17 protein-coding genes, 1 tRNA gene and 1 pseudogene are annotated in these 17,572 nt (G+C 72.4%); 13 read left to right on the top strand and 6 right to left on the bottom strand.

The window, feature by feature from the left end; translation table 11 throughout:
- The first annotated feature begins 251 nt into the window (after positions 1-251).
- Positions 252-1,316, top strand: a complete 1,065-nt coding sequence (locus EKD16_RS20055; RefSeq protein ID WP_131100234.1) for a M15 family metallopeptidase — start codon at positions 252-254, stop codon at positions 1,314-1,316.
- A 555-nt stretch (positions 1,317-1,871) separates the two neighbouring features.
- On the opposite strand, the pseudogene EKD16_RS26540 reads toward EKD16_RS20055, so the two are convergent.
- Positions 1,872-1,991: pseudogene (locus tag EKD16_RS26540) on the bottom strand (Flp pilus assembly protein CpaB); the annotation flags it as partial.
- A 46-nt stretch (positions 1,992-2,037) separates the two neighbouring features.
- Between EKD16_RS26540 and EKD16_RS26270 the strand changes: the two are divergent.
- On the top strand, positions 2,038-2,196 hold the full coding sequence (locus EKD16_RS26270) for a hypothetical protein (RefSeq protein ID WP_242677079.1): 159 nt from the start codon (positions 2,038-2,040) through the stop codon (positions 2,194-2,196).
- A 239-nt stretch (positions 2,197-2,435) separates the two neighbouring features.
- Here EKD16_RS26270 and EKD16_RS20045 read toward each other — a convergent pair whose 3' ends face one another.
- Positions 2,436-2,819: an FmdB family zinc ribbon protein gene (locus EKD16_RS20045; RefSeq protein ID WP_131100231.1), complete on the bottom strand. Its 384-nt coding sequence runs from the start codon at positions 2,817-2,819 to the stop codon at positions 2,436-2,438.
- A 176-nt stretch (positions 2,820-2,995) separates the two neighbouring features.
- Positions 2,996-3,556, bottom strand: coding sequence for a 5-formyltetrahydrofolate cyclo-ligase (locus EKD16_RS20040; protein WP_131102812.1), 561 nt, complete (start codon positions 3,554-3,556; stop codon positions 2,996-2,998).
- A 219-nt stretch (positions 3,557-3,775) separates the two neighbouring features.
- Between EKD16_RS20040 and galU the strand changes: the two genes are divergently transcribed.
- From galU to EKD16_RS26265, 9 genes are all read left to right on the top strand, one after another.
- The gene (gene galU / locus EKD16_RS20035; RefSeq protein ID WP_131100228.1) at positions 3,776-4,714 is read left to right on the top strand and encodes a UTP--glucose-1-phosphate uridylyltransferase GalU; all 939 of its coding nucleotides are present in this window, start codon (positions 3,776-3,778) and stop codon (positions 4,712-4,714) included.
- 66 nt (positions 4,715-4,780) lie between these two features.
- The gene (gene glp / locus EKD16_RS20030) at positions 4,781-6,016 is read left to right on the top strand and encodes a molybdotransferase-like divisome protein Glp (RefSeq protein WP_131100225.1); all 1,236 of its coding nucleotides are present in this window, start codon (positions 4,781-4,783) and stop codon (positions 6,014-6,016) included.
- 37 nt (positions 6,017-6,053) lie between these two features.
- Positions 6,054-6,551, top strand: a complete 498-nt coding sequence (moaC, locus tag EKD16_RS20025; RefSeq protein WP_131100222.1) for a cyclic pyranopterin monophosphate synthase MoaC — start codon at positions 6,054-6,056, stop codon at positions 6,549-6,551.
- Positions 6,548-7,075, top strand: coding sequence for a MogA/MoaB family molybdenum cofactor biosynthesis protein (locus tag EKD16_RS20020; protein ID WP_242677078.1), 528 nt, complete (start codon positions 6,548-6,550; stop codon positions 7,073-7,075). Before moaC ends, EKD16_RS20020 begins: the two co-directional genes overlap by 4 nt.
- A 144-nt stretch (positions 7,076-7,219) precedes the next feature.
- Positions 7,220-7,882 (top strand): GNAT family N-acetyltransferase, encoded by a 663-nt coding sequence (locus EKD16_RS20015; RefSeq protein WP_131100219.1) that lies wholly within the window; start codon positions 7,220-7,222, stop codon positions 7,880-7,882.
- A gap of 470 nt (positions 7,883-8,352) precedes the next feature.
- Positions 8,353-9,177, top strand: coding sequence for a divisome protein SepX/GlpR (sepX, locus tag EKD16_RS20010; protein WP_131100215.1), 825 nt, complete (start codon positions 8,353-8,355; stop codon positions 9,175-9,177).
- A gap of 1,491 nt (positions 9,178-10,668) precedes the next feature.
- Positions 10,669-10,745: transfer RNA gene (locus EKD16_RS20005), tRNA-Ala, on the top strand.
- 704 nt (positions 10,746-11,449) lie between these two features.
- Positions 11,450-11,599: a hypothetical protein gene (locus tag EKD16_RS25495; RefSeq protein WP_165498621.1), complete on the top strand. Its 150-nt coding sequence runs from the start codon at positions 11,450-11,452 to the stop codon at positions 11,597-11,599.
- A gap of 207 nt (positions 11,600-11,806) precedes the next feature.
- On the top strand, positions 11,807-12,421 hold the full coding sequence (locus EKD16_RS26265) for a hypothetical protein (protein ID WP_131100212.1): 615 nt from the start codon (positions 11,807-11,809) through the stop codon (positions 12,419-12,421).
- Positions 12,422-12,468: 47 nt separating this feature from the next.
- Here the strand turns inward: EKD16_RS26265 and EKD16_RS19995 are convergent, their stop codons facing one another.
- Entirely contained in the window at positions 12,469-12,789 is a 321-nt protein-coding gene (locus EKD16_RS19995; RefSeq protein ID WP_131100209.1) for a sec-independent translocase, read from the bottom strand.
- Between the two features lie 316 nt (positions 12,790-13,105).
- Between EKD16_RS19995 and EKD16_RS19990 the strand changes: the two genes are divergently transcribed.
- Positions 13,106-14,053, top strand: a complete 948-nt coding sequence (locus EKD16_RS19990; protein WP_242677077.1) for an ion transporter — start codon at positions 13,106-13,108, stop codon at positions 14,051-14,053.
- Between the two features lie 92 nt (positions 14,054-14,145).
- Here the strand turns inward: EKD16_RS19990 and EKD16_RS19985 are convergent, their stop codons facing one another.
- Positions 14,146-14,349 (bottom strand): cold-shock protein, encoded by a 204-nt coding sequence (locus EKD16_RS19985; protein ID WP_131100206.1) that lies wholly within the window; start codon positions 14,347-14,349, stop codon positions 14,146-14,148.
- 371 nt (positions 14,350-14,720) lie between these two features.
- On the bottom strand, positions 14,721-16,352 hold the full coding sequence (locus tag EKD16_RS19980; protein ID WP_131100203.1) for a dolichyl-phosphate-mannose--protein mannosyltransferase: 1,632 nt from the start codon (positions 16,350-16,352) through the stop codon (positions 14,721-14,723).
- Between the two features lie 297 nt (positions 16,353-16,649).
- On the opposite strand from EKD16_RS19980, the gene rsmI reads away from it, so the two are divergent.
- A complete protein-coding gene (gene rsmI, locus EKD16_RS19975) occupies positions 16,650-17,471 on the top strand; it encodes a 16S rRNA (cytidine(1402)-2'-O)-methyltransferase (protein WP_341351898.1) in 822 nt (273 codons plus the stop codon).
- Positions 17,472-17,572: the final 101 nt, after the last annotated feature.

Genomic DNA, 17,572 nt, shown 5'->3' with positions numbered 1-17,572 from the left:
ACCCGGTGACCTGCTGTTTCGCATCGCAGTAGGCGTCGCTCGGCGACGTCCAGCCCCCCACGCTCTCCACATGTCCGTTCCGGGAAACCATCTCGGTCTGTCCGATTGAGGACATGTAGTAACTTGCGTTGCGGTCACGTGACCCACCGATTACTCGCGACCGGAGGACCTCTGTGCCGCTTCCTCTCGATCGCACGCGGCGTTCGTACCGCGTGCCGCGAATCGGCCGATATCCGTCTCCACTGACGCTGATGGCCTACTCGCGCAGACACGGTGGCCTGGCGGTGCTGGCCGTGCTCATCATGGCACTCCTCGTGGTGCCCGGTGTGCAGACGGCTTTCGCGCCGGTGACCGCTCCGGCGGCCGCCGACTCCGATTTGGACAAGCTCAAGAAGAAGGCCGACGAGGCCAAGAACGAGCTGGAGAAGGCCACCAAGGAGTACACCCAGCGCGAGGAGAAGCTGGAAGACGCCCAGGACAAGCTGGTCTCCACGCTGCACGACCTGCAGCGGACCGAACTGCGCCTGTCCAAGATGCGTGAGCCGCTGGCCCAGTTGGGAAGCACGCTGTACATGCAGCCCAACGCGGGCGTCCTCGGCATCATGACTTCCGACAAGCTCGACCAGGACCTTGAGGCCGAGGCGCACGTGCTCAAGCTTTCCGACGACCGCCAGGCGTTGCTGGACGAGGCCAACGGGCTGCGTGAAAAGCAGTCCGACCTTGCATCGCAGGCCCAGGAACTGCAGACCGAGACGCAGCTGGAGCGCGTCGAGCTGGAAGGCGAACTCGAGGACCTGCGCGCGAAGTCCAAGGAGAGCACGGAGAACCTGACCGACGAGCTGAAGAACCGCGGCCTGGACCCGGAGGCGTACTTCGCCGGCGCCGAGTGCGACGCGTCGGTATCCCAGAACGCCGCGGGCCACCCCAACGGCCTGCTGCCCCAGAACAGCCTGTGCGAGCTGCCCCAGGACGGGGAGTCCCTGCGGGGGGACGCGGCGGTCGACTTCATGAAGATGAATCAGGCCTACGCCGAGAGGTTCGGCGAGAGCATGTGCCTGACGAGTTCCTACCGCGACCTCTCCAAGCAGCAGTCGCTCTACGCCACCAAGCCGCCCGGCATGGCGGCGGTGCCCGGCACCAGCAACCACGGCTGGGGCCTTGCTGTCGACCTGTGCGGCGGCGTGCAGAACCAGGGCAGCCCGCAGTTCAACTGGCTGGAGGAGAACTCCACGAAGTGGGGCTGGTTCCATCCGCAGTGGGCGTACTCGAACCCGTTCGAGCCGTGGCACTGGGAGTACGAGGCCCCGCACGCGTAGCTCTCGCGCGCCACGGCGGCCCCGCGCCGCCGGGGCGCGGTGGCTGTTCGGCTCGGGGGCGGGCCGGTGTACCCGTCCGCCCTTCCGGCGCCCCGCGGGTCCGGCCGCAGCGCGGCGGAGCGCCCGGCGCGGCGACCGTGTGCGCCGCACGCGGCGGGGGCTCCGATGGCGTATCGCCACCGATAGCCGCGAGGCGGCCGAGTGGCCCGCCAGCGCGCGGGCTTCGTCGGGCCGTACGGCCAGGAGGATAAGCCCGCCACCCGTGGCCACCGCCGTCGAACCGCGGGGGTCGGGGACGGCGATCACCGGCCGGTCCTCGACCACGGTCCTGGCGGGTGGAGCCGCGCCGCGGAGTTCGCCGGTGACCGACGCGCGTGGCGCCGCCAGGACGTCGACCCTGCTGCCCGGGCGCAGCAGCCCCGCGGGACCGGGCTCGGGCAGGTGAACGGGCGCCGCCACGAGACCGGGACCGTAGCCGCGCGCCGGCGGTCCGGCGATCCGGGCGCGGGTGATGACCTCACCGCGGGTGACGGGGCCGGTCAGGGAACGCCCCACCGCATCGTCGCCGGGCCCCAGTGCGCCGTCCGGTACCGCGGTCGCGGGCAGCGCCCGCACGGCGAGGTCGCCCGCGGCCAGGGGCGCGAGGGCGTCCAGCGCCCGAGTTGCGACCAGCACCTCGTCGGCGGGCGCCGGCGCGGGACGCAGCAGCAGGACGGCGCCGGTGAGCGCGAGTACCGCGCAGACGGCGCCGAGCGGTCTGCGCAAGCGGGAGAGCGCGCGGATCGGCGCCGGCGTGGCGGAGCGCCTGCGGGCCGAGGCGCCGGTGTGGGGCGGGCGGATGCCGTGTGGAGCGGTGGCGGTGCGCATGTCCGTACGGTAGGCGGGCGCGTGCGAAGTGTGCTTCCGTCGTCCACAACCCGTCCGCACGCGGATCCGCGCCGCCGCAGGAGGCGGTTCGGGGGCGAGGTGACGACCCGCAGCCGATGGTTCCGTCCGTCGCGCGCAGGCACGTATTCGCTCACGGGCGCACGCCGCTTCCGGCGGCGCGAGGGCGATCCGAAAGCCACGCCGCCGGGTGGGCGGGGGCGTGGTGCGATCGGCGCGGCGGCCGCCGCCCTGTCAGCTGCCCGTGGCCGCGGAGGAGGTGCCGGAGCCGGCCGTGGCCTTGGTCTCAGCCGAGCCGCTGGAGGAGGACTCGGACTTCGCCGAGCCGGAGGAGTCCGACCCCGAGTCCGAGCCGGAGCCCGCCGATTCGCTCTTCGCGGAGTCGCCGCCGGAGTCCCCGCTGCCGCCGGACGAGGAGGACGCGGAGGAGTTGTTCGAGGAGGAGTTGCTGTCGGTGCGGTAGAAGCCCGAGCCCTTGAAGACGATGCCCACCGCGGAGTACACCTTGCGCAGCCGGCCCTCGCACTCGGGGCAGACGGTCAGCGAATCGTCGCTGAAGCTCTGCACGACCTCCATCTGGGAGCCGCACTCGGTGCATGCGTACTGGTACGTCGGCACTGGGTCCTCCTTGCTGGCACTCTCACCCGTCGACTGCCAAATATTACGCGGTCCGGCAGCACAGCCGCGACATCGGGGTGTGGCGCCGCGCCGATCAGGTGTGATCACGCTGCCGACACCCTGCAACACCGTGCGGGCGGCGGGTGTTCCCCGGTCCGCCGCCGCCCACAGCCCGGTCAGCGCGCCGAGAGCAGGCGCATGCCCGTCTCGGGTGTCACCACGCCGTCCACCGGGCGGTCGTGCGGCTCGGCCGGTACCGACCACACCAGTTCTGTGTCGTAGATCACCGCCAGGGTGAGCGTGTTGGGGCCGACCAGCGACAGCGCACGGTCGTAGCACCCGGCTCCCCGGCCCAGCCGCAACCCGCCGCGGTCGACGGCGAGTGCCGGGCACACCACGGCAGCTGCGCGCCGCACCGCGCCGGACCCGTAGCGCTGGCCCACCGGCTCCAGCAGGCCCTGCCGGGTGGCCTCCAGGCTGTCCGGCCCCTCGTAGGCGGCCCAGTCGAGTTCGCCGTCGGAAAGGAACACCGGCAGCAGCACGTAGGTGCCGCGCTTCCACAGTGCGGCGATCAGCTTGCGCGTGTCGGGCTCGGTGCCGACCGAGTAGTAGACGGCCACCGTGCCGCCCGTAGTGAGCAGCGGAACCTCCGCCAGCGCGTCGCGTATCGCCGACCCGGCGGTCACCCGGTCGTGCTCGGGCATCGCGCGCCGCGCCGCCACGATGCGCCGGCGCATCTCCTGCTTCGTCTCCTGTGCGGTCACGGCACAGCAGTCTCGCAGCTCCGGGAGCGCTCAGCCGCAGCCGGGCGCCCCGGCGGCGCGGCGCTCCGACGGCCGGTAGCACCACCGGTGCGCAGCGTCGTCGCGACCCGTTCGGCCGCAGTGCCGCAGCGACGGGGACGGCCTGACGCGCGCCGGACGCCGAGCGCCCGGCCGGTGTCCTAAAGTGCCGACATGACAGATACAGAACACCGCGGTCCCGGTGTCGCAAAGGCAGTCGTACCCGCCGCCGGACTGGGCACGCGCTTCCTCCCCGCGACCAAGGCGACCCCCAAGGAGATGCTGCCCATCGTCGACAAACCGGCGATCCAGTACGTCGTGGAGGAGGCCGTCGACGCGGGCCTGGACGATGTCCTCATGGTCACCGGCCGCTCCAAGCGCTCCATCGAGGACCACTTCGACCGCGCCTACGAACTGGAGGAGGCGCTGCGGGCCAAGAGCGACACCCAGCGCCTGCACTCCGTGCGCGAGTCCAGCGAGCTCGCCCAGGTCCACTACGTCCGCCAAGGCGAGCCGCGCGGCCTCGGCCACGCCGTGCTGTGCGCCTCCGCCCACGTCGGCGCGGAGCCCTTCGCGGTGCTGCTCGGCGACGACCTCATCGGCCGCCGCGAGGCCCTGCTCAAGCGCATGATCCAGGTGCGCGAGACCTACGGCGGCAGCGTCGTCGCCCTGATGGAGGTCGAGCCCGAACAGGTCTCCCTCTACGGCTGCGCCGCCATCGAATCCACCGGCGAGGACGACGTCGTCGCCGTCACCGACCTGGTCGAGAAGCCCGCCGTGGACCAGGCGCCCAGCCGTTGGGCGATCATCGGCCGCTACGTCTGCGACCCCGCCGTGTTCGACGTGCTGCGCGAGACTCCGCCCGGGCGCGGCGGCGAGATCCAGCTGACCGACGCCCTACTGGAGCTGGCCCGGCGCAAACCCGAAGACGGCGGCCCGGTGCACGGTGTGCTCTTCCGCGGCCAGCGCTACGACACCGGAAACAAGGCCGACTACCTTCGCACTGTGGTGGAATTCGCGTGTGAGCGACCCGACCTCGCCGCGGAGTTCCTGCCGTGGCTGCGCGAGTTCGTCGACCGCAACACCGCCGACACCTCCGGCGCGGGCGCCTGAGCACGCCGGCACCGCCGCCGCGGCGGCGCGGGTGCGGCACCGCAGACAGTGGCTGAAGGAGCAGCGATGAAGACCGTCGAGCAGCACATCAGCGACGTCCTGGACCTGGTCGAGCCGCTCGAACCCGTCGAGCTGGACCTACTGAGCGCCCACGGCGGCGTGCTCGCAGAGCCCGTGGCCTCCAGGGTCTCCCTGCCGCAGTTCGACAACTCCGCCATGGACGGCTACGCGGTGGCCGCCGCCGACCTTGCCGGCGCCTCCGCCGACGAGCCGGTGCGCCTGCCCGTGGTGGCCGACATCCCCGCCGGCGACGTCTCGGCCGTCGCCGTCCGCCGCGGCCACTGCGCGCGCATCATGACCGGCGCGCCCCTGCCCCGGGGCGCCGACGCGGTCGTGCCGGTGGAGTGGACCGACGGCGGCCGCGCCACGGTGGCCGTGGACCGCGAGGTCCGCGTCGGCAACGCGATCCGCCGCTCGGGGGAGGACGTCGAGAAGGGCGCCACCATCCTGCAGCGCGGCGCAGTCCTGGGCGGAGCCGAACTCGCGGTACTGGCCGCCGTGGGGCGGGGCTCCGCGCTGGTGCACCCGCGTCCCCGTGTCGTGGTGCTGTCGACCGGGGCCGAACTGGTGGAGCCCGGATCGCCCGTCGGGCCCGGGCAGATCTGGGAGTCCAACAGCTACATGCTGGCCGCGGCGGCGCTGGACGCCGGCTGCGTCGCCTACCGCCACGGCTTCACCGGAGACGACCCCGCCGCCGTACTGGCCACCATCGAGGACGTGCTCGCCCAGGCGGACATCGTGCTGACCACCGGCGGTGTGAGCATGGGGGCCTACGACGTCGTCAAGGAGGTGCTGTCCGGATCGGGGACGGTGCGCTTCGACAAGGTCGCCGTGCAGCCGGGGATGCCGCAGGGAGCGGGCACGGTCGGGGAGTCCGGCACACCGATCCTGACACTGCCCGGCAACCCGGTCAGCGCCTACGTCTCCTTCCAGCTGTTCGTGCGGCCCGCCCTGCGACGGCTGCGCGGACTGCCGACCGACCCGCTGCCGGCCGTGCACGCGCGGCTGACGGCGCCGGTGCCGCACTCGCCGCGGGGCAGGCGCTCCTACCTGCGGGCGGTGCTGCAGTACGACGGCGGCGAGGGCGCGACCCCCTACACCGCCCGGCCCGTCACCCGGCAGGGCTCCCACCAGCTCTCCGCCCTCGCCGAGACCAACGCGCTCGTCGTGGTCCCCGAATCGGTCACCGAGCTGGCCGAGGGCAGCGTGGTCGAAGCCGTACAGCTGCCCGCGACCCCCTGATGCCGCCACCGCGAACCCGCCGAGGAGGACCGACACCATGTCAGAGGCCGACCCCGCCCACCCTTCCGGGTTGAGCCACCTGGACGCCGCAGGCGCCGCCCGCATGGTCGACGTGTCGGCCAAGGACGTCAGCGCCCGCACGGCCACCGCCACCGGGCGGGTGCTGCTCTCGTCCGAGACTGTGGCCGCGCTGCGCGGCCAGGGGGTGCCCAAGGGCGACGCCCTGGCCGTCGCGCGGCTGGCCGGGATCCAGGGTGCCAAGCGCACCCCCGACCTGGTTCCGCTGTGCCACCCCATCGCCGTCCACGGCGCCGACGTCGACCTCGCGGTCGAGGACGCGGGCGTGCGCATCAGCGCGACCGTGCGCACCGCCGACCGCACGGGCGTGGAGATGGAGGCGCTCACCTGCGTGATGACCGCCGCGTTGGGGCTGGTGGACATGGTCAAGGCGATCGACCCCGAGGCCGTGGTCACCGATGTGCGGGTCGAGGAGAAGACCGGCGGCAAGACCGGGACCTGGAGGCGGTCGCGGTGAGCGCGCGGGACGGCGCCGCCCGATACCGCGTGGCCGCCATCACCGCGTCCAACCGGGCCGCCGCCGGGGTCTACCCCGACCGCTCGGGACAGGTGCTGTGCGAGGAGCTGGGGCGCCTGGAGGGCGTCTCGGTCGAGGGGCCGTGGGTGGTCGCCGACGGCCCGCCGGTCGGCGAGGCCCTGCTGCGCGCGCTGCGCCAGGGCTGCGACGCCGCCGTCACCACCGGTGGCACCGGCCTCAACCCCGCCGACGCCACCCCGGAGGCCACACGTCCGCTGCTGGCCTACGAGGTTCCCGGCATCGCCGAGGCGCTGCGTGAGGCGGGCCGCGCCAAAGGCGTCGCCTCGGCCGTGCTCTCCCGCGGGCTGGCCGGTGTCGCCGAGCACGGCGGCCGCCGCATGCTGGTGGTCAATCTGCCCGGCTCCAGCGGCGGGGTCCGCGACGGCATGGCGGTGCTCGGCCCGATCCTCGCCCACGCCGTCGAACAGCTGCGAGGCGGCGACCATCCCCGAACGGCCACCTGACGGGGCGCCGACGGTGGTGGAATACTGGAAAAAAGCGAACGGGGCACCGCCCGTCTCCCACCCGTCACCGCGCGGGCGGGAACACCACCACCGCCGGTCGGCCGCCGGGTGTACCGGGGGCCGCCGGTGCCGGAAGGACGCGACGTGAATCGGATCCGCGGCTGGCCGATCACCCTCGGGGAGGGCCCGGTCGGCCTGCGCCCGCTGCGACTGCGCGACGCCGGCGCGCTGCGCGAAACCCGCATCCGCAATGCCGACTGGCTGCGTCCCTGGGAGCCTACGCACCCCGAGATGCCGCTGCACACGTCGGGGCTGTCGCCTTACGTCGCGATGCTGCAGGCGATTCGGCGCGAGGCCCGGCACGGGATCTCCATGCCGTGGGCGATCACCTACGACGGCGTCTTCGCCGGTCAGCTCACGGTCAGCGCCGTGGTGTGGGGGTCGGCGCGTTCGGCCCAGGTGGGTTACTGGATCGACAGCGCCTACGCCGGGCGCGGCGTCACCCCCACAGCGGTGGCGCTCGCCGTCGACCACTCGTTCTTCACCGTCGGCCTGCACCGGATCGAGGCCAGCATCCGCCCGGAGAACCGGGCGAGCCGGCGCGTGGTGGAGAAGCTCGGATTCCGCGAGGAGGGGCTGCGCAAGCGCCAGCTGCACATCGACGGAGCCTGGCGCGACCACATCGGCTACGCGCTGACCACCGAGGACGTTCCCGGCGGTCTGCTCTCGCGCTGGCGTCGCCGCGGCGGCCGGGTGGCCGACTCCGGAAGTGCCGCCGGACCCGCCCCGCAACCGGAGTGGCCGTGAGGCTGGGCGGGGGTTAGCGAGGAGCCCGGTAATCCGGTGTCGGCGTATTGTTGTTCGCGGCATAATCGCCGGTACCCGGCAGACGCCCGTAGGCGGCGCGGCGACCGGGTCGCTATTCGCGGGTCCCCATGACCACAGGGCTCCTGCAGCGCGGCCGGGTGTGCGACGGCGAATGAGGTCGTCCGGGGAAGAGGAAAGACTGTAATCTCACGACACTCCGGTCCGAATACTGCGCATTTATGGACACCTGGTCGTACGGTGCGGAACGTAGACGCACTAACGATGCAGGCAACACGTACATATGGCGCATGGGAGACGGCGAATGACGAGGGGTGCGATGAACGGCGACGGTGCCGGATCGTGACCTCGGCGCGGCCCCTCGCGGGGCCGCCGCCCGCCATGGGCCATGAACGCGCCTGGTCGCCGGAGCGTCGGGAACAGTCGTCGGGTCGGCGGTGCGAGGAGGGGTCATGAGCAGCTCTCCTCTGTATCTCGCCATCGTGGTCGTCTGGCTCATCGTGCTGGTCCCGATGCTGCTGCGCCGCGACTCCGCGGTGCAGTACGAGGACGGCGCGGAGATCGACGGTGATCTGGACGCGGAGCTGGACGGCGACCTGGACTCCGATCTCGACGACGACTCCGCCGGTGAGGTCGGGGAGTACCTCCGCACCGGCGAGCACGGCGGCGCTTCACAGACCGCCGAAACGGGCGGAACGGACGGCCGCACCGCGGGCGACGGGGCGCGCGACGGGCTGAACGCACGGGCCGAAGGGGACCGCGGCGACGCGGTGCCTGGGGTTGGCGGCGACCGTCGCCAACCCGAGGACCCGGACCGTACGCGAATCCTCTTCCGGGAGGAGGCCGAGCCGCCCGAGATCGGCGAGGACGAAGCGGACGTCGCCTACACGGAGTCCGCACCGCCCGGGCCCGTACGGCGCCCGCGTCCCAGCCGAGCCAAGGTCATCGCCCGGCGCAGGCGCCGCACCACCGGCCTGACGGCGCTGCTGGCGCTGACCGGGGTCGGCGTCGGTACCGGGCTGGGGCCGTGGTGGGTCCTCGTGCCGCCGGCCGTGCTGCTGCTGGGCCACGTGTTCCTGCTGCGGGAGGCCGCCAAGGCCGACGCGGAGCGCCGGGCCGCCGAAGCGCGGCACCGCCGCCGTATGGCCGAGGTCCGGCGCGCCCGCGCCGACGAAGCGAGGGCGGCACGCGAGGCCGAGGTCATCGAGCTGATGGAGCGCCGCAACCAGGTCTACGACCAGTACGCCGACGCCCACCTGCGCGCCGCGGGCGACTGAGCGCCAGGCCGCTCGGTGGCCGGGGCCGCAGCGAGCGGCGTACGCACGGTGCCTCGCGGGACGACGCGCGACGGCGTCGGGCCGGGTGCCTCCGGTGGCGCGCCTGACGGATCGGCGGATCGGGTCTGCTGGGCGGCCTTGCTGATCTGCCGGGCGACGGGCGGGCTTCACTGGAAAGCGGCGCCGAGGGCGGCGGGCGGTCGGGCCTGCGGCTCACCGGGTCGGGTGTTCGCCGGTGGTGGTGGTCGGCGGGGGCGGCGACGCCGGCGGGGCCGGGCCGGTGGTGGTCGGGGGCGGCGGTCACCGGCCCCGACCCCCGGCCGCGGGTGGTCGAACTCCCGGGGGCGCCGCCCGGTCGTCGGCGGGGCCTGATGCGGGGCGGTCGGCGGTCCTGCGGCCGGATCGGGGTCACGAGATGCACGTACGTGCGGCGGTATCCGCCTCGGCGCCGCCCCGAGGCGCCACCCGCGCATCGTCATTTCGCGACACGAGACAACACGGGGTGTTTTGTCCTCCAACGCCCGAGTTTCCGGTAGGCCCGCCCCCCGCCGCGGCGGCGATGGCGCACGAGGCGCGCCGAATGGCGCGAAAACGCTCCCGGCGTCGACTTTTCGTGCACCTCGTGGTCGCCGCGTCCGCCGACGCCGTCCGCAAAACGGGCATAAACCCCTCAAAAGACCGCCCCATCGGGGGGTGGGGCAACCGGAGGCGACACCGGGGCGCCACGAGCGACGTGTCGTCGCCCCCCGGGCCCTCGATCCGGCGCACCCCCGGGCCGTGCGGGCACCCGCGACCGCGCCACACCGCGCGGCCTCCGGCCTGCGCGGGCCCGGCCGGAACACGGCGGCGCCTCCCAGTCCCGGCGCCCGCGCCCGCTATGTCCGAGGTGCCGGAGTCGGCCGCGGAGGTCGTGGCGATCGCGGCCGAATTCCCAAAGAACGCCGCTGGATCTCGTCATACGGGCACGATCGCCGCGCCGCCCTGCGACTTAACGGACACGCGAGCGCCTCCCGGCTCCCCGGCCTCCTCGCCGCCCCCGCCGCACGAGCCACCCGCGAGCACCCGAACCGACGACCGCGGGCCCGGCCATCCACCGTCCTCGCTGCGGCTTTCCGGTGAAGTCCGCCCGACACCCGGCAGACCGACAAGGCCGCCCAGCAAACCCGAGCCGCCCCTCCGCCGGCCGCCACCGGCGAGCACCCGACCCGTTGGGCACGGGCGCCACCCCACGCAGTCCTCGCCGCCCCTCCCCACGCACCGCCACCGGCGGTCCCCGCTCCCTCGACCGCGGGATCCGACCCGCCACCGTCCCCGGTGCCCGCTGCTCCCCATCAATCAGCCCGGCGCCCGGCAGAGGCAAGGCCAAGGGCAAGTCCGCGTAGCGGATCCGAGCCGCACGGCCCGGCCGCCCATGGAAGCCGGACCGACCCAGCGGGGCGCTGCCGCGTTCGATCCACGCGCTCGAAGCTGTTAGTATTGAACCGTTGTCGAGGGGCTGTGGCGCAGTCCGGAAGCGCACCTCGTTCGCATCGAGGGGGTCAGGGGTTCGAATCCCCTCAGCTCCACCACATAACGACCGGTGGCCGTGATCTCGGTATCGGGTCAGGGTAATCCGGTTGAAGTACGAAGGAGACCGCCGAGCGGTCTCCTTTTTCTATGTTGTCTGCTATGTCGGCTGCGACGTGCGAACGGTTTCGGTCGTCTGGGGGCATCGGGTGACCTGGGGAAAACCGACGGCGCAATCGGCCGTATCAGGGTAATGTGTGATCCGGGGGAGCCCGCGCCCCGCTGTAAGCCGCTTCGCGCACCTCTTCCAGCGGTGTCGGCGCCCGATACCCTCGGTGTATCGCCGGTGCGCGGTATTGCCGATCAGCCGCTAGAATGGCCGCCCCGGTAATGGGGACGGCCGGGAGCCTCGCCCCGCGTCACGGCCTGCGGAATTCCAGCGGACGCGAGAATTCGCAGGTGGGCGTGTTTCGAGGGCGGGCGCCCGGTTCTGGAGTGCTGGGCGGTGCGCCGCTCCTCCGGGGAGGCGGATTCGATTACAGAGAGTCCTCCCAGGTCAGGTGTCGGCCAGTGATTCGGGGAGCACGAGCGGGTGCGGCTGTGCCGCACGGTCGCCGGGGAGTGGGGAGTCAACGGGTTCGGTGGCTCGCACGCATTGTTTGCGCGCTTTTCCGCACTATGGAGATATATATGCGGTAGAAGGCCGGTAAACATGGCTTCGGGGCTTGCGCGAAGTGTGGCGGCTGGCTTATCTTACTTTCCGGGGATGGATGACGATGCAATGGAAAGGTGCACTGTGATTAAGAAGTCCTTTGCGGTCATCGCGCTCGCCGTCACCGCGGTTCTCGCGCCTGCGGTTCCCGCTGCCTCCGCCGACACGGCCGAGGCCGCGACCGCCGGCTTCAACTGGGCGTAAGGGCCGACCCTTCCGCTGAAGGCCGTCGTATTCGAAGACGCCGTTACCCGGCCCGTGCCCCCGGGCCGGGTAACGGCGCTTCCGGGACTCCGTGCCGACGCCGTCCCGCCTTGAGGGTGGCGCACCGCCGGGAGTTCCCGAACGCCGGCGAGCGGGTACGCAACCGAGCGTGACCCCCGGACAAGCGGCAGGAGGACGGCGAGACCCGTGCCCGACCATCCGGAGAATCCCACGCCAGAGCAGCCCGCGCCGGATGATCCGCCGCCCGAGCCCGGCCGCCATTCCGGCGGCAGCGAATACCCGCGCGGCCACCACGCCCCCGGCGGCTACCACTTTCCCGAGCCCGCCGAGACCCCCGAGCCCACACTTCCGCTCGACCCCCCGATACCGGACGCGGACCGGCCCGCCGCCGAGCCGCAGGACGATTCCGTGCCGGTGGCGGCCGAACGGTTCCGCCGGGTCACTCCGGCCCGCCGCAAGGCGATACCGGACGCCCGCGGCAAGGGCTACTGGCGGCTGGGCATCTCCACCGCGCTGTTCGTCATGTTCACGGGTAGCTGGGCCGACTCCATCGCACCTCTCACCCGCGCCGGGTGGCACCTCGTGTTCTGGGCGCTGCTGGGTACCGCGGCGCTCGTCGCCCTCTACCGCGAACGCCGCAACGGTTGGCCGCCCTCGCCGCGCTGGCCGTGGCCCGCCGCCGCCGTGGCGGGCACGGTAGCCGCCGAGATCCTGGTCGCCACAGTGGGGTCACCCGCCGTGATGATCGGTTCCGTGGTGGTGCTGGGGATCGGTCTGTTCCTGGCACTGCTTTTCGGCTGAGTATCCGGGCGCGCACTACTGCACGCGGGGGCCGTGGGCGGCGAGCCTCAGGTGGCCTCGCTGTCGAAGGGCGGGCGCTTGCCGTTCAACTGGGCCGCCGGCCGGCGGCTGTCGGAGTCGGCCTCGTCCTCGTCATCCCAGAAGTGCTTCTGCACGAACCGCCGCGGGTTGAGATCCTGCACGTCGAAGTCCTTGAACTCCGGTCCCAAGCCCTGCTGGATGTCGGTCTTCGCGCTGTCGGCCATGTTCCGCAGCTGCCGCAGTACCCGGCCGACCTGGGCCGCCGCCTTGGGCAGCTGGTCGGGACCGAAGATCAGCAGTGCGAGCAGAGCAAGGGCGACGAACTCGCCCCACCCGATGTTGAACAATGCCGGCTCCTCCGATGGCCCGTGGTCTGTGCTCCGGCCTCCTAGCAGATTAGCCGGTGTTGTGCCGCTTGTAGACAACAGAGTGCGACCTGCGGATGACCACCCCGCTGTCTCGTCGCGCCCGCCCGCGGCTCGGCCGGGGCGCCGCACCGCCGCGGTGGCCCGCCGGCTCGGGCCCGGCTGTGCCTGCCGAGCGCGCGCCGCCGGGCGCTAGGGTTGGTGCGGTTCGCAGTCGCCGAACCCGTGCGGGGCGCGGGCTGCGGCGCGTTGCGCCTCGCCGGAGGCGGCGGGCGACCGAGGGGGAAAGGGCAGGTGCGTGGGGGCGAACGCGCTGCGCGACCGGGCGCGGAGGATCGTCGGCAGCCGCTGGTTCCAGGCGGTGATCATCGGGCTGATCCTCTGCAACGCGGTCGCTCTGGGAATGGAGACCTACGTCGACGACACGCTCGCGGGCGCGGTCCACCTCCTCTACGCCGCCGAGGTCGTCTTCGTCACCGTCTTCGCCGCCGAGTTGCTGCTCAAGGTGTTCGCCTACGGCCGTGCGTTCTTCCGCGACCCGTGGAACTGGTTCGACATGCTGGTGGTCGGCATCGCGCTGGTGCCGGCGTCCTCGGCGTTCTCGGTGCTGCGGATGCTGCGTATCCTGCGCATCCTGCGCCTGATCAGCGTCCTGCCGCAGATGCGCACGATCGTCACCGCGCTGTTCCGGTCGGTCCCCGGCATGGGGACGGTCATCGGCCTGCTGCTCATCATCGTCTACACCGCCGCGGTGCTGGGCGAGCGGCTCTTCCACGACGTCGACCCCGAGCACTTCGGCGATTTGGGCACCACGCTCTACACCATGTTCGTGCTGCTGACGACCGAGGACTGGCCCGAGGTGGCCCAGCCCGTGATGGAGCGGCAGCCGATGGCGTGGGTGTTCTTCGTCGGCTACATCGTGCTGACCGCCTTCATCATGCTGAATCTGGTCATCGGTGTGATCGTGACTGCGCTGGAGCAGGAGGTCAACGCCGAGCGCTGGCAGGAGGACCAGGAACTCGAACTCGAACAGCACCGGTCGGTGATGCGGCGGCTGGAGGAGCTCACCGAGCAGGTGAGTCGGCTCAGTGAGCAGGTGCGTGAGCTGGGCGGGGGAGGCCGCGAGGTCGGCGGGCAGGCTCCCGGCGGGCAATCCCCAGGCGGAAAGTCGGCGGCGGCCGCGCAGGCCGAAGATCCGGAAGCGGCGGCTACCGTACGTGGTGCCGAATCGGGCGCAGTTCAGTAGCCGGCCCGGAGAAACCGTCCGTCCCGGTGCGGAAAAGCGGCAGCCCTCCGCCCGAGATCGGGCGAAGGGCCGAGAAACGAATTCAGGCGACGTCAGAGCGCGCGCACGTCAGACGCCTGCGGGCCCTTCGGGCCCTGGGTGATGTCGAACTCGACCGACTGGTCCTCTTCCAGGTTCCGGAAGCCGGTACCCGCGATCGCCGAGTAGTGCACGAACACGTCCGGTCCACCGCCCTCAACGGCGATGAATCCGAAACCCTTCTCAGAGTTGAACCACTTCACGGTGCCCTGAGCCATCTGCTCTCCCTTTGGGGACTACATCGGGGCCGCACCCTGCTGGCCCCGGGCTGCTGAGCGCTCGTCCCCCGGGAGTTCCGCCCAAACGACCAGCGCCCACGTGAAGTTCCGTGAGGCGCCTAAGCCGTCCATGGAAACTACAACCGCAACCGGTTCATGAGACTACCAGCCCCGCAGATGCCTTGAGGAGACTCGCCGGTTGTCGAAATCAGTGTTCGGAATCCCGTCATTCGGCGGTGTCGTTCCTGTCGATTCCCACCCGTGCCGGTGCGGAGCGGGTTGGCCGGGGAATCGGCGCGTGCCCGCCGCGGCGGGCACGCGCCGAAACGCCGGGATTCCGTTCTCCCGGATGTCTCGGCCGAGCCGACGGGTCAGCTCGCGTCGCCGTTGCCGTAGATCCAGGTTTGGAACCACATCCGCTCCGACCAGGACTGGTAAGTGATCGTTTCGGCGCTGAGAACCGGGTAGAGGTAGGCGAAATTGGCTATCACCAGCAGTAGGACGACGCCGAAGGCCACGCCTCCCGCAACTCGCGCCCACGGTGAGTACTCGGGCCGCGTCTCGCCGGCGCCCATGGCCAGGCCCAGCGCCAGCACGATCGCCAGTACGACGAACGGCAGCATCGGCAGCGCGTAGAAGACGAACATCGTGCGGTCGGGGTAGGCGAACCACGGCAGCCACCCAGCGGCCACGCCCAGCAGCACCGCGCCCGCGCGCCAGTCGCGGTAGGTCAGCCACCAGCCCAGCATCACCAGCACGGCCGCGATACCCAGCCACCACACGGCGGGGGTGCCGATGCTCAGGATCGTGGTGGAGCAGTCGGAGGCGCCGCAGGTCGAGGGCTGGTCGTCGTAGTAGAACGCAACCGGGGTGCGCATGATGGGCCACTCCCAGGGCTGCGACGCGTAGTCGTGCGGCTTGGACAGCCCGCTGTGGAAGGAGTACATCTGCTGGTGGTAGTGGAACAGGCTGCGGACCGCGTTCACGGGGGCCTGGACGAATCCGGGGACGCCCTGCAGCCAGCCGGGCATGTTGGCGGCGCCCCAGTCGCGCGCGTAGCCGCCGGAGGTGGCGAACCAGCCGCTCCACGTGGCCACGTAGGTAACGGCGGCGACCCCCACCATCTGGAAGAACGCCGGGACGGCGTCGAACCCGAACCAGCGCAGCGCCGTGCGGTCGTGTGCCGTGCTGCGCCGGGCGCCGTAGTCCCAGGCCACCGTCAGCAGCCCGAACGCGGCCAGATAGAACAGCGCCGACCATTTACAGCCCACCGCCAGGCCCAGGCACACCCCCGCACCGATCCGCCACCAGCGCATACCCAGCCAGTTGGCCGCCGCGCCGCCCCGCTCGGCGCCTCTGGCCAGCCGCTCCCGCGTGCGGTCCCGGTCGACCACCAGGCAGCCGAACCCCGCCAGGATGAAGGTGGTCAGGAAGATGTCCACCATGGCGATGCGGCTCAGCGTGAAGTGCAGGCCGTCCAGGGCCAGGAGCAGCCCCGCCGCGCAGCCCAGCAGCCACGAGCGCGTCATCCGCTGGGCGATGCGCACCAGCAGCAGCACCGAGAGCGCGCCGAAGAGCGCCGAGGCCAGCCGCCAGCCCTCGGGGTCCACCCCCGTGGTGCCCGGAAGCAGCCGCCACAGCTGGTCGCCCGCCGCGATGAGCCACTTGGCCAGCGGCGGGTGGACCACGAAGTCGGCGCCGCCGCTCCAGATGTCGCCGTTGCCCCGGGCGAGCATCGCGTCGGCGTTCTCCAGGGTCTCGTGCTCGTAACCGTAGACCCACATCGACAGGGCGTTCTTGGCGTAGTAGGTCTCGTCGAAGTAGATCCCGCCCGGTCGGCCCAGTCCGATCAGGCGCAGCGCTCCGGCGAACAGGGCCAGCGCCACCGCGCCGACCCAGCCGATCCAGGCCGGCTGCGGCATGGGCGGTACGAGGCGGGAGCGTACCGAGGCCCGCCAGCTCGGATCGGGGTCGACGGTGGCTTCGGGTGCGGTGGTGGTCATCGCGGCTCTTAAGGTTGGGGCACGGGTGGACGGTCTTCGGGGATACCGCGCGGCGGGGTGGTGCCGGGTGGTGCCGTGCGGACGCGCCGGCGCAGCACGGGCCCGGACGACTCGGGCCGCGCCGTCCGGCTCGCGCGGCCGGCCCGTACGGGCGCCGCGGACCGCCGCAGCGGGGCCGCTCGCCGGTTCCGGGCATCCGCAGAACACTCCTTACCGTAGCGTCTAGAGAACGGGTGGAACGTGACCGCAGGGCCGAGTGGGCCGGGGGAGCCGGGCGCCGCAGACCGACCGGGGACGCTGACGCTGGCGGGGCTGCCCATCGGCAACCGAGACGACGCCCCGCCGCGGCTGCTGCGCGCCTTGGAGGACGCCCGGATCATCGCCGCGGAGGATACCCGCCGACTGCGCCGCTTCGCCGCCCGGTCGGGCCTGCGCCTCGGCGGCGAGCCCGGCGCGCGCGTGGTCTCCTACTACGACGCCAACGAACCGCGCCGGGCCGAGGAGCTGCTCGGCGACCTGCGTGCGGGCCGCGACGTCCTGGTGGTGACCGACGCGGGCATGCCCGGTGTCTCGGACCCGGGTTACCGGCTGGTCACCGCGTGCGTCGAAGCGGGGGTGCCCGTCACCGCCGTACCCGGGCCCACGGCCGTGACGACCGCGCTGGTCCTCTCGGGCCTGCCCACCGACCGCTTCTGCTTCGAGGGGTTCGCCCCCCGCAAGGGGCAGAGCGGCTACTACGCGGAGATGGCCGCCGAGCGCCGCACGATGGTGTTCTTCGAGAGCCCGCACCGCCTGGCCGCGACCCTGGAGGCGATGTCCGCCGCGTTCGGCTCCGACCGGCGCGCAGCGGTGTGCCGGGAGTTGACCAAGACCTACGAGGAGGTGCGCCGGGCACCGCTGGGCGAACTGGCCCAGTGGGCGCGCGGTGAGGTGCGCGGCGAGATCACCGTCGTGGTGGCCGGCGCCGCCGCGTCGGCGGCCTCCCGCGAGCCCGCGGATCTGGCGGCGGCCGTGGACGAGCGGGAGGCCGCGGGACTCTCACGCAAGGACGCCGTCCGCGAGGTCGCGCGCGAGCTCGGCGTGCCCAAGCGGGAGGTCTACGACGCCGCGCACCGGTGACGGGCGACTGCCGCTCGCCCGGCCCGCCGCCTCCGCCCGCGCGGCGGTGCGCGGCCCCACCGACACGAAAAGCGGGGCCGGGCTGTCGGCCCGGCCCCGCC

It is taken from the genome of Streptomonospora litoralis (assembly GCF_004323735.1).
GTDB lineage: Bacteria > Actinomycetota > Actinomycetes > Streptosporangiales > Streptosporangiaceae > Streptomonospora > Streptomonospora litoralis.
This window is presented reverse-complemented; position numbering and strand designations above follow the sequence as displayed.